This is a genomic window from Caldalkalibacillus uzonensis (genome assembly GCF_030814135.1).
Lineage (GTDB): Bacteria > Bacillota > Bacilli > Caldalkalibacillales > Caldalkalibacillaceae > Caldalkalibacillus > Caldalkalibacillus uzonensis.
Map to the genome: position 1 here is coordinate 1 of NZ_JAUSUQ010000033.1, position 11,672 is coordinate 11,672.

Genomic DNA, 11,672 nt, shown 5'->3' on the forward strand with positions numbered 1-11,672 from the left:
GTTCAATCTTGGGAGAAAGATTTGCCCACTTTGCTCACCTTCTTAAAGTACCCGTCAGCTATTCGTAGTGTCATTTACACCACCAACTGGATTGAGAGAACCATTAAAGAAATTAAAAAACGTTTAAGACCCATGAACAGTCTTCCAGATGTCAAAGCGCCGAAAAAATCGTGTACCTTACTGTACAGGATATCAATCAAAATGGTCAGAAAGAAAATTACGTGGATTTACTAGTGCCTATTAACAATTGCAAGCTATGTTTAAAGAACGCTATGAGATATAAGCTTCATCATCCTTATGCCATTTTAAAAAGTTCGAAGAACCTGTCAAGGGACTCGTATACACTTCGCCCTTGACAGAACCTTCTGATACTTTTTCATTAGTAATTAAGGATGATGAAGGCCTAAATATAGTTGCTATTCCAGAGGCGCCCTACGGGCTTACACAAAATTCTTGACGGTACTATTTTGATTGACATTGTTAATCTAATGATAATATTGGTTTCGTTTTTTCATAGTATCATCATGAAAACTTATTTTATCACGCTCCTGTGTCTTACCTTATGGGAGCATTATAAAGAATGGTGAAGGGTGCCTATGAATATAAAATCAGGAATAATACTGTTTGTTGTCTCGGTTTTGTGGGGATATACATGGGTAATGATGAAAATAGGCTTGGATTACTTGGAGCCTATCACTTTTTCGGCCTTACGTTTTTTATTAGCTACAATGGTTATGTTTTTAATTATTTTCTGAAAAAGACGACCATTGCCCAAAAAGGAAGATTGGCCGGCACTTGCTTTTCTGGGCATCGTGCAAATAACCGTTGTATTTATATTGATGACATACGGCTTACTATTCGTAGATACGGGGAAATCATCGCTTCTTTTTTATTGATTCTGGCCTATTTCTTCTTAAAGGAACCGTTGACCTTTCAAAAGTATCGGTGTTATGTGTGGAATATTTGGGCTGTTAGTGAATATGGGCTTTGATTTTTATAAGATGAATGATCTGTCATCGATAATCGGTCAATTGATCATTGTTTTAGGCGGAGTATCCTTTGGTGTTGCCAATATTGTAATAAAGAAGAAATTCCCAAAGTATGACATCCTAACGTTAACTTCGTGGCAAATGTTGTTTGGGACACTCGGTCTTATTATTGCGGCCTTATTGGTCGATTACGGTAAACCGATGGAGATTACACTGGTGTCTGTAGTGACTATCGCATATTCCGGAATCATTGGTAAGTTCTATTTGCTTTCTCCTGTGGTATTATGCTTTATCTCGTGTAAATTCGACCAAGGTATCGGTTTCTTTGTTATTTGTCCCGGTATTTGCATTGTTATTTGGTTGGCTACAGCTGGATGAAGCACTTACGGTTGGTTTAATCATTGGCGTCATCTTGATAAAAGTTGGTGTCATACTTGTCACTGTTGAAAAAGAGGAAAACTGAACGAAAATCAGAAAGTTTCCGTTTAGATGCCATATTTTTGTTTTTTCCTCACCAATGTAGAAAGATCAATATTCAGCTTTTCGGCGCATTCTTTTAAAGTTTTGGATTCTTGAAGTTTTTGAGCAATATATTTTCGTTCAAATGTGGCTACCGCTTCTTTTAAAGTGGTTTGTTTATCGGTGTTGAATATATGTTGTTGTTTTTGGATTTTGGGACTTCTTATCGTTTGGGGAAGCGTATCTACCGTAATTTTATCTGTCTCACTCAGGTAATAGATTCTTTCAATGATATTTTTCAATTCCCTCACGTTCCCCGGCCACGAATAATTGATCAGATGTTCCATCGCTTCAGCTTCTATTTTCTTTTGTGTGCCATACTTTTCGTTTAATGTGTTCAAGAAATGGATGGAAAGCACCGGAATATCCTCGATTCTTTCCCTTAAAGGAGGAATATGAATTTGTAACACGTTTAAACGGTAATACAGATCTTCACGAAATTTCTTTTGTTCAATTAATTTTTCAAGATTACTATTTGTGGCAGCAATGATTCTCATATCCACATTAATGGACTGGGTACCTCCCAGTCTTCTGACTTTTTGCTCTTGTAATACATTCAACAATTTGACCTGCAGTTGAAAGGGCAGTTCACCAATTTCATCTAAAAAGATCGTTCCTTTATTGGCTAACTCAATGAGACCCGCCTTGGACTGATTGGCGCCGGTAAAAGCTCCTTTTTCATAGCCGAAGAGCTCCGATTCTAATAGATTATCAGGGATTGCGCCGCAATTTATCGTTATAAATGCTCCCGAGCGACCGCTAGTATTATGGATATACTTCGCCAACTCTCCTTTTCCGACTCCCGATTCACCCAAAATAAGCACAGGCGAATCATTTTTGGATAAACGATCCGCTAAGGCAATGATTTTATATATTTTTTTGCTGCGAAATATAATATTTTCATTACGCTGGTATTCACCTTGAATATGGCTAAGTGTTTGTTTGTACTGATAATTGATTTTCCGGGCTTCTTCTAATTCTTCATGGAGTCGATTCAATTCGGTAATATCTCTTACATTTGAAACGACACACATTATCTCATTGTTGTCATTGAAGATAGGGGTAGAAGTTAAAACCGCTTTTTTACCGTTGTAGTAATCAATGATCGTATTATGTTTTTTCCGGGTTCGTAAAGTAACAGCCGCACATGAGTTGGGTACATAATCCTTTTCGACGAGTTGAAAGACAGAATACCGGTACAATAGCTTTTCCGGAATACCCGAAATATGGAGAAAGGCTTCGTTAAAGACTAAAGTTCTCCCGTTACCGTCACAAACATATAAACCGTCTTTTGAATTACTGAATATGGCGTTAAACAATGTTGATATCTCTTCAAAGGATGAATACTTAAAATAAGGAGATTTATACAAACCAATTCCTCCTTCAACGTATGACTTCAACGCATAATGTTTTTCAATCATAAATTATAGTTTAAAAATTCCGAATATTCAATATCGCATATTCAATTGTCAGGAATGCATATGCATATTTGCAAATGCTATTCTAAAACGCTCCTGTTATAAGGAATGATGAATGGCATGGGAATTGCATATTGATATATTAGAAAAAATTCTAAAATTTAAGGGGTGTCGTTATGTTGCATAGTATTGCCAGTAGGTTTAAAGTCGGTGTAGAGAGGTACCTGCCGGATGCATTTGTTTTTGCAATCTTATTGACAATTGTCGCTTATCTCATGGGTGTCTTTTTAACCGACGCAGGTCCGTTTCAAATGATCGAATATTGGTATAACGGATTTTGGGGCTTTTTAGCTTTCGCCATGCAAATGGTCGTTATCTTGGTCGCTGGCTATTGTTTGGCCATTGCACCCATCGTGCAAAGAGGTATAAAACGATTGGCTAAGATTCCAAATAATCCGGGCAACGCGGTTATGAGTACTGTACTGGTTAGTGGAGCTGCATCTTTTATTAACTGGGGATTCGGATTGATATTAGGTCCAATCTTTGCTAGAGAACTGGCCAAAAATATTAAAGATATCGATTATAGAGTGTTAATAGCAGCCGCTTTTTGTGGGGCGATGGCGATGCTTCCCGCATCAATATCCCTTACAGCTCCGTTGTTGGTTAACACACCGGGTCACTTTTTGGAAGATAGTATAGGTCTCATTCCTTTATCTCAGACAATTTTTAGTACACAAATGCTCTTTCCTGCACTCGTTTCGGTGATTATATTCGCATTTTTGTTTAAAAAGATGCACCCGAGTAAAGATGAAACGGTAGCTTTTGAAGAAAAGTTTCCGGCTAATCAGTCCAATCAAACGGAAGAGGAAACAGCTGCCACGGCGGAAGTTCAAGCTGAGACGATTGCCGAAAAAATGGATAGAAGCAAATTGTTGAATTACATTATTGTCATCGGTGGGTTGAGTTGGGTAATCTATTATTTCGCAACGAAAGGTTTTGATTTAAACCTAGATTTTACGAACTTCATGTTGATTATGGTCGGGATGGCATTGCATGGTTCACCGAAAAATTATTTTAACGCAGTTAAGAAAGCGATTACAGCAACAGCCGGCATTGTCATTCAGTTTCCATTTTACGCAGGAATTATGGGAATGATGGCCAGTTCAGGTCTTATTGTACTCATTGCAAATTGGTTCGTATCTTTCTCAACGGAGGTAACATTACCGTTATTCGCTTTTATTGCTGCATGTATCGTTAACATATTTGTACCTTCCGCAGGAGGACAATGGGCTGTTCAAGGACCTATCATGATTGAAGCAGCTAAAAGTTTAAATGTTGATCCTGCCGTAATGGTTAACGCGGTCGCTATTGGTGATGTCACGACGAACATGTTCCAACCATTCTGGGCGTTACCGGCTTTAGGTATTGCCGGGTTAGGTATACGTGATATATGGGGATATTGCTTAGTTGCGATGATTATTTATTTCATCATTGCATCTATTAGCATGATTCTCTTTATTTAAGCATTTATTTTTATTAACGGAGGCAAGAAATCCTTGCTTCCATATCCATTATCCTACATCTAGACGGAGGGTTGTATGATGGCTCATCAACTTAAAACGATCCCTGAATTACTGCAACACAATAGCAACGTAATACCAGATGAATTATTCTTAATGTTTTATGAAAAGCGGTATTCATTCGGTGATATAGACAGGCTTTCGAATCAAGTTGCTAACTATTTCGCTCATCAGTTCGGTATTAAAAAAGGCGATCATATTGCCCTGATTCTAAAAAATTGTCCGGAGTATTTATTCATTTGGTTTGGGTTAGCAAAATTAGGCGCGGTCATGGTTCCTATAAACCATCATATTAAAGGAGACAGCTTGCAATATATATTGACGCACTCCGACTCCAAACTCGTTATTGTCGATGCGGCTTTTCTCGATCAGCTTAAAGCTATTAATACGGATCTAGTTGATATTCAAATTATAGAGCTGGGAGATTTTCAAGCAGGGTATGAATCAGAAAGTATACACAGGCAGGTCATTACTGAAGTTGATGAAAGCGATCCGATGTCTATTATCTATACATCGGGAACGACCGGGTTGCCCAAAGGGGTCATCCTGCCGCATTACTCATACATCAATACAGGGATGTCATTCCGAGACAGTATGGTCCAAGCGACGAAAGAAGATGTTCTATATACTTGCCTCCCGCTCTTTCACTGTAATGCCCAGCAGCTGTCAGTGATGGGGGCAATGTTAACCGGTTGTCCGCTCGCGCTATCAGAACGATTTAGTGCGAGCAAGTTCTGGCAAGAGATTCAATATTATCAAGCGACAGTGTTTAATTATATTGGATCCATTCTTACCGTCCTTTATAAACAACCGTTTTCGGAATATGAGCAAAACAATACAGTAACAAGAACGTTTGGAGGAGCAGCGCCAAAAGAGATATGGACGGAATTCGAGGAGCGGTTCGAATTAAAAATTGTTGAAGGCTATGGTCTAACGGAAACGGCAACTGTATGTCTCTGCAACCCAAAGGGCAATATTCGCGTAGGCTCGATAGGCAAACCGTTGCCTAACGTTGACGTTAAAATCGTGGATGAAAATGAACGGGATGTCTTACCGGGTGAAGAAGGAGAGATAATCGTCAAAGAGTTGGTACCCAACACGATTTTCAAAGGTTATTATAAAATGCCTCAAAAAACGCAAGAAGTAATGAAGGGCGGTTGGTTTCACACAGGCGACCGGGGTTACATGGACGAAGACGGTTATTTTTACTTCAAGGACAGAATCAAAGATTGTATCCGTTATCGGGGGGAAAACATTTCTTCGTACGAAATAGAACGCATAGTCAACAAACACCCGCAAGTTAAGGAGTCAGCGGCCATTGGCGTCCCTTCCGAATTGGGTGAAGAGGACGTAAAGGTCGTACTCGTCGTGGAAGATGAATCAGTATTCGATTATGTTGAATTCATTAAGTTCTGCGAAGAAAGAATGGCTTATTATATGGTACCCAGATATATTGAACTCCGTAGTTTTTTACCTAAGACTGCTACTGAAAGGGTGCAAAAATTTGCGTTACGTAAAGAAGGGATTGGCAGTGCTTGGGATCGTGTCCGTGAAGGTGTGAAACTTAACAGAAAATAGGAGTTGGTAGAAGAATGAGTAATACAGTTTATATCGTTGACGGAGCAAGAACACCGTTTGGTCAAATGGGCGGTTCGTTAAGGTCTATCTCAGCAACGGATTTAGGTGTGATATCTGCCAAAGAAGCCATTCACCGTGCACAAGTCAATGCGAATGACATCGACAACGTCGTCTATGGAAACGTGATTCATTCCAGTCGTAATGCCGCCTATTTAGCTAGGCACATTGCCTTAAAAGCAGGAATTCAACAGTCAACACCGGCTTTGACGATAAACCGTTTATGTGGCTCCGGATTACAGTCAGTGATTTCAGCTGCCCAATGCATCATGCTCGGTGAATCTCAATTGGCACTGGCCGGTGGAGCGGAGAACATGTCCATGTCACCTTTTGCTAACTTTAAAATAAGATTTGAGGCTCAAAAGATGGGTCCCCTTCAATATGAAGACATGCTGTTAAGTACGTTGACTGATGAATTCTGTGGTATCGGCATGGGAACTACAGCGGAAAACCTGGCCGAAAAGTACGATATCACCCGCGAAGAGCAAGATGAGTATGCATTACTGAGTCAACAAAGAACCGATCAGGCAAGATTAAACGGAGAGTTGCAAGATGAAATCGTCCCCGTGGAAATTCTAAATAAGGACGGTACTATGAGCTACGTCATAGAGGACGAACATCCTAAACCCCATACAACTATGGAAAAGCTCGCACAGTTGAAACCGGTATTTAAAATAGGAGGAACCGTTACAGCAGGAAATTCCAGTGGAATCAATGACGGGGCTGCTTCAATAGTTCTGGCCAATGAAAGTTATCTGAGTAAGATAGGCAAAGAGCCACTAGCTAAAATTGTTTCATGGGGAGTGGCCGGTGTTGATCCGGCATATATGGGTATTGGCCCTGTACCGGCGATTCAATTAGCTTTAAGCAGAGCAGGTCTTTCCTTAGAAGACATTGATCTCATTGAAGTCAATGAAGCATTTGCTGCTCAATATTTAGCCGTTGAACGCGAACTTAACCTTGATAGAAATAGAACCAATACAAACGGCGGCGCTATTGCTCTCGGACATCCTGTGGGTGCGAGCGGGACGAGAATTTTGCTCACTTTGGCCTATCAATTAAGACGGAGAAAACTTAAATACGGTGTTGCCAGCTTGTGCATCGGCGGAGGGCAGGGGATTGCTATTGTTATAGAGAATGTACAAGTATAGTGAGCTAAAAATGAAATGAACTAAAAAATGTAAGCGACTCAAAACACCAACCGAGTGGGTTGGTGTTTTTAAGTGCCTAGTATAACCTTTCTAAATGTTTATCTTCTCAAGGCATTAAGAACTTCTCTAGTTTGAAAAGTCGATTATAATTGGACTTGGATCGGGAGCCTTTGCTGATCGATTGAATGTCTAAAATGTTTAGTGACCTAGCTATCCATTTACCTATCCCGAAAATTTAAGTCGATGAAAAAAGCGCAAAAAAGCTAGGAAATGTTAACACCAGCAGATTGGTATTTGCTGGAACAAGTCATGTTAATGCACCTGTTGGTTGCTGTTTCGGTTAACTACGCTGTTTGATTTGACGGCTCTACCATGACCTTAAACCCTAGTGTTTCCAACTTCCGAATCGCTTGTCTGGCGACTTGATGGCGCTTGCGTTCTTCGTAGTAATGTGGACCAAGTTCGATGTAAGTCTGCTTCTTTTTGAGGAGATGGTAAACAATGGTCAAGATGCTATAAGCGACCGCAACTGCTGCACGATTGGTTCCCCGGCGCGCAGCAATACGATGGTACTGGCTGGATAGATAAGTTTGTTTAGACCTAGCAGCGGCACGGGCGGCTTCCACCAAGGTGCTGCGAAGCTTCTGGTTTCCCTTGCGGGTTTTCCCTGACTTTCGTTTTCCGGCACTTTCGTTATTCCCTGGGGCGAGTCCTGCCCATGAACACAAGTGAGCTGCCGAAGGAAACTGTGTCATGTCAGGGCCAATCTCAGCCAAAATATACTCCGCTGTGTGCCGACCAACGCCGGGGATCGTGTCTAACCGCTCTAGTTCATCTTCAAAAGGGCGCATCCGCTCCTTGATTTCAGCATCCAATGCTTCAATCAAGGCATCTAGGTGATCAATATGCTCAAGCTGGTTTTTAAACATCAGGTGTTAATGAGGGCCGATAAGGCCCTTCAGGCCTTTTTCAACTCCTCTTTCTTCCGTTTGAGACGGCGCTGAGCCAGTTCGGATAGCACATCGGGGTCAGTTTCACCTTTAATTAAAGGCTTCGATCATGGCCGACCCGATTTGCTCAGTGCATTGGTCGCCACAGAGTAGAGTATGATGTTAGCCGCTTCCAGTATCTTTTGGATGTCATTGATTTCGCGGGCCCTCTCTTCAATCAGGCTGCGACGATAACGGATGAGTTCCCTCATGCTTCCTCCAGGGCACCAGGTCGCCGGGGTAATTAAAGGGCTCTGGCTCCAAGGAAAGACGACCTTGCTGACAAGCCTAAGATTAAGTATACATGGCTGAACTATTTTGCATCATCTGCTGGTGCCGCTTTTGCTGCATGGGGGTTTGTCATTTATTATTTTATTGAATTCTAGCATTATAATCAATACAAATTTTACAAAATTATCCAATTACAGAAATTGAACAAAAAACAGGAGACTTTGCTCCTGGTCATCTAAATCTCGAATGCTGGGTCACTGGCTTCTAAAAATGACTCAGCAGTGACAATTTCGTCCGAAAACAGCTCACTATATACACATATCTTTGTCCCAATATGACGCTCAACATGTTAAACTGTCTTTCTTTTTTTGCGCTCGTTGAACGTTTCGACAAATGAGTGGGGCAGGGATGCCTGGCCATCAGTCACGAAGATTAAGTCAGCTTTTTTGAAGCGGCTTTCTTCGGTGACATCCAACGCTTGCTTTAAGGGGATAAAAATTGGTGACTCCATTCAGAAACCTTTGCTTGCTGACAATGGACATCAGGCCAAGGCAAATCCTTTTGCCTCTGTGTCTACCGATTCATACTGCCCGACTGGTCAAGGCAATGCACGATCGGTCCCGTGCCTAGTGGTTCGTTGCCCCGAGGGTCAAACGTCATCGTTTGACCCTCGGTAAACCGTCCAGTTTTGTGGCTGGATGGGAGTACATGGCAAATTCGGAGGGTAACAGACGCTCCACCTTGTAGCCAAGTCTAACCCCTGAACGTTCAATGGCATCTATGGTCCATTCAAGGTGCGGGTGGTGTGCTCGTCTCCACTCATCCACACTTCTGTGATCCAAATGTATCAAGTACCTGGTCAAATTGACCGATATGATCCGCATGGGGAATGAGTGCCGATCAAAATATCGATCTGCTCGACTCCCACTGATTGAAGATGAGGTACCACATTATTACGGTCATGCCGGCCAGCATCCACCAGTACGGTAAAGTCAGGACCTTTCAACAAAGTGGCATTCCCTTGTCCAACATCAAATAAGTAAACTTTAAGTTCACCATCAGGAGGTGGGATAGCTAACTCAGTGTGACTCTTTTCTTCCTCTTCAGCATCATCTGAAGTATCATTTATAGCTTCCTCATTATTTTGGTCAGCTTCTTCTGTCTCTGGTGAATCAACTGGGTCACTATCTCATGGAACATCATGAGTAGCATAACCTAAAAGAACAGCAATGATCAATAATATCGATGACCAGTATTTGAATCACATCCTCATCCCTCCAGTACCATCTATAAAGTGAAATATTCAGTATGAACATCAACATATGGCCATCCTAGATTTCGGTTACAAACGGAATCTATTAACTGCTTTCCCGGGAAAGCGCACAATTTGACATTATTTTTATTATTTTAAATGGGGGCATGAGACAATTTTTTGAATAAAAAACCGATTTTTCCTTCATTAAGAAAAAAATCGGTCTCTAAAAAAGTAGAGTTTGTATAGGAGAAAACTTTTCTTGATATCCTGAGTGTTTTTATAACCAAGCTTTTTTTAAGAGCTCCACACCAAGCTGGATTTCATCAAAAGAAAGATTACTAAAACCAAGTTTAATCATTGGTTTATCAGGATAGTTTTTAACAAAGTAGCGTGAGGTGGGATACACTCTAACTCCATAAGAGAAAGCACGCTCTATTAGCCATTCTTCTGAACGATTCAAGTGTACTTTGACCAATAAATATAAGCCAGATTGCTCACCAATAATGGAAATATTTTGCTCAAATTCTTTTCTTAATACTGTTACTAGGTGTTGCATTTTTCGTTTATAAACAAGACGCATGCGTTTAAGGTGGCGAATCCATTCTCCATTTTCCATAAATTTAGCCATGGTGAGTTGGCTAAGAATTGAAGTCGTACTTTCGAAAAGACGGAATTGATGTTTATAACGATCTAATAGGGGCTGCGGCAACACCATATAACTTAAACGGATTCCCGGAAGAAATGATTTTGAGAAATTCCCTAAATAAATGACTCTTGTTGAATCAATGGAGGCAAGAGCAGGAAAGGGTTTTTGTGTATAGCGGAATTCACTATCATAATCGTCTTCGATAATATATCCACGCATCTTGTTTACCCAATGAATAAGCATGTGCCGTTGTTGAATAGACATGCTTACTCCCATTGGACTTTGATGAGAAGGGGTTACATAGATTAATCGTGATTTCATTTGTTCTAATTGTGACAGATCAGCACCTGTTTCATAAACCGGCAAAGTTTCAAACATAAAACGATGGAATTGAAAAGCTTCCCTAGCACCGTCAAAACCAGGGTCTTCAACAATAATATTCTGGAACTCATCCTTCAATATATGCCCAAGGTATACAAGCATTTGTTGGGTACTACTTCCGATAATAATTGCATTTGGATCTGTTCTCAACCCACGGGACTGGAATAAATATCCTGCGATTTGTTCGCGCAGGCATAATTCGCCAAAAGGGTCCCCGTATCGAAAACAGTCCTTTACCGTTAATACCTGGTTTGAGAGTCTCCTCCACGTCTTTAAAGGGAAATGCTGTTGATCAACCACGTCTGCGCGGAAATCAATGCGAAAAGGTTGCACGGGCTCTGTTTGCTTGTGATGATCAGAAGGGCTGTGAGCTTCTTGATATAAAAGGGGCTCTAACTCATTTACAAAATAACCTTTTCGGCTCTCTCCACGAATATAACCTTCCGCAACAAGTAGTTCATATGCCATTAAAGTTGTATTACGGCTTACATCTAAGGAATCTGCAAGTTGACGAATGGAGGGTAATGGCTCATTCGCCTTTATGTCGCCTTGCTCAATAAATAATTTTAATTTCTCGTAGATTTGTTTATATTTTGGGGAGTTATCTTTAAAACTAAAAATGATATTATTCATTTACATCCCCTCTGACATGTATATTTTCTCGTTATTGTACCTTTTTTTATGTCAGTTTGTATAGTATTATTTTTTTACCATTTTTTTATTTATTTTTACCCGAGTTCGACAGTTTGAAACCTTTTTTGGACAAACAAAATTTACAAAATACTTTTAAATCAAGGCAGATTCGGATGACTACCCAGAAAAATGGCGAGATTTTCATAGGCACACGTTTGTTAAATTTTTACTTTCCATTTAGTTGT

Annotated in this window: 10 protein-coding genes and 3 pseudogenes; 7 read left to right on the forward strand and 6 right to left on the reverse strand. The window is 40.5% G+C overall.

Annotated elements, in window-relative coordinates:
• From J2S00_RS19300 to J2S00_RS19990, 4 genes and pseudogenes are all read left to right on the forward strand, one after another.
• A pseudogene (locus J2S00_RS19300) lies at positions 1 to 244 on the forward strand (transposase); the annotation flags it as partial.
• Between the two features lie 336 nt (positions 245 to 580).
• On the forward strand, positions 581 to 991 hold the full coding sequence (locus J2S00_RS20075) for a hypothetical protein (protein WP_307343806.1): 411 nt from the start codon (positions 581 to 583) through the stop codon (positions 989 to 991).
• A gap of 10 nt (positions 992 to 1,001) precedes the next feature.
• Positions 1,002 to 1,229, forward strand: a pseudogene (locus J2S00_RS19985) (EamA family transporter); the annotation flags it as partial.
• 10 nt (positions 1,230 to 1,239) lie between these two features.
• A complete protein-coding gene (locus J2S00_RS19990; protein ID WP_370875908.1) occupies positions 1,240 to 1,452 on the forward strand; it encodes an EamA family transporter in 213 nt (70 codons plus the stop codon).
• Positions 1,453 to 1,474: 22 nt separating this feature from the next.
• On the opposite strand, the gene J2S00_RS19315 is transcribed toward J2S00_RS19990, so the two are convergent.
• On the reverse strand, positions 1,475 to 2,929 hold the full coding sequence (locus tag J2S00_RS19315; protein ID WP_307343810.1) for a sigma-54 interaction domain-containing protein: 1,455 nt from the start codon (positions 2,927 to 2,929) through the stop codon (positions 1,475 to 1,477).
• A gap of 176 nt (positions 2,930 to 3,105) precedes the next feature.
• Between J2S00_RS19315 and J2S00_RS19320 the strand changes: the two genes are divergently transcribed.
• From J2S00_RS19320 to J2S00_RS19330, 3 genes are all read left to right on the forward strand, one after another.
• The gene (locus J2S00_RS19320) at positions 3,106 to 4,449 is read left to right on the forward strand and encodes a short-chain fatty acid transporter (RefSeq protein ID WP_307343813.1); all 1,344 of its coding nucleotides are present in this window, start codon (positions 3,106 to 3,108) and stop codon (positions 4,447 to 4,449) included.
• 78 nt (positions 4,450 to 4,527) lie between these two features.
• A complete protein-coding gene (locus J2S00_RS19325) occupies positions 4,528 to 6,084 on the forward strand; it encodes an ATP-dependent acyl-CoA ligase (RefSeq protein ID WP_307343816.1) in 1,557 nt (518 codons plus the stop codon).
• 14 nt (positions 6,085 to 6,098) lie between these two features.
• A complete protein-coding gene (locus J2S00_RS19330) occupies positions 6,099 to 7,292 on the forward strand; it encodes a thiolase family protein (protein WP_307343819.1) in 1,194 nt (397 codons plus the stop codon).
• A gap of 344 nt (positions 7,293 to 7,636) precedes the next feature.
• Here the strand turns inward: J2S00_RS19330 and J2S00_RS19335 are convergent.
• The 5 genes and pseudogenes from J2S00_RS19335 to pdxR form a co-directional block, all read right to left on the reverse strand.
• Positions 7,637 to 8,493 (reverse strand): annotated as a pseudogene (locus tag J2S00_RS19335) (IS110 family RNA-guided transposase); the annotation flags it as partial.
• 368 nt (positions 8,494 to 8,861) lie between these two features.
• Positions 8,862 to 9,023, reverse strand: a complete 162-nt coding sequence (locus tag J2S00_RS19340; RefSeq protein WP_307343822.1) for a hypothetical protein — start codon at positions 9,021 to 9,023, stop codon at positions 8,862 to 8,864.
• A gap of 145 nt (positions 9,024 to 9,168) precedes the next feature.
• Positions 9,169 to 9,396 (reverse strand): hypothetical protein, encoded by a 228-nt coding sequence (locus tag J2S00_RS19345; protein WP_307343824.1) that lies wholly within the window; start codon positions 9,394 to 9,396, stop codon positions 9,169 to 9,171.
• Positions 9,372 to 9,491, reverse strand: coding sequence for a hypothetical protein (locus J2S00_RS19995; RefSeq protein WP_370875909.1), 120 nt, complete (start codon positions 9,489 to 9,491; stop codon positions 9,372 to 9,374). Before J2S00_RS19995 ends, J2S00_RS19345 begins: the two co-directional genes overlap by 25 nt.
• Before the next feature lie 553 nt (positions 9,492 to 10,044).
• Positions 10,045 to 11,427: a MocR-like pyridoxine biosynthesis transcription factor PdxR gene (pdxR, locus tag J2S00_RS19350; RefSeq protein WP_307343826.1), complete on the reverse strand. Its 1,383-nt coding sequence runs from the start codon at positions 11,425 to 11,427 to the stop codon at positions 10,045 to 10,047.
• Positions 11,428 to 11,672: the final 245 nt, after the last annotated feature.

What these genes read in the sequence shown, in the direction of transcription:
- J2S00_RS20075 (WP_307343806.1), top strand. Translation starts at nt 581, where the DNA reads ATGGTGAAGGGTGCCTATGAATATAAAATCAGGAATAATACTGTTTGT.
- J2S00_RS19315 (WP_307343810.1), bottom strand. Translation starts at nt 2,929, where the DNA reads ATGATTGAAAAACATTATGCGTTGAAGTCATACGTTGAAGGAGGAATT.
- J2S00_RS19325 (WP_307343816.1), top strand. Translation starts at nt 4,528, where the DNA reads ATGGCTCATCAACTTAAAACGATCCCTGAATTACTGCAACACAATAGC.
- J2S00_RS19330 (WP_307343819.1), top strand. Translation starts at nt 6,099, where the DNA reads ATGAGTAATACAGTTTATATCGTTGACGGAGCAAGAACACCGTTTGGT.
- J2S00_RS19340 (WP_307343822.1), bottom strand. Translation starts at nt 9,023, where the DNA reads ATGGAGTCACCAATTTTTATCCCCTTAAAGCAAGCGTTGGATGTCACC.
- J2S00_RS19345 (WP_307343824.1), bottom strand. Translation starts at nt 9,396, where the DNA reads ATGCGGATCATATCGGTCAATTTGACCAGGTACTTGATACATTTGGAT.
- pdxR (WP_307343826.1), bottom strand. Translation starts at nt 11,427, where the DNA reads ATGAATAATATCATTTTTAGTTTTAAAGATAACTCCCCAAAATATAAA.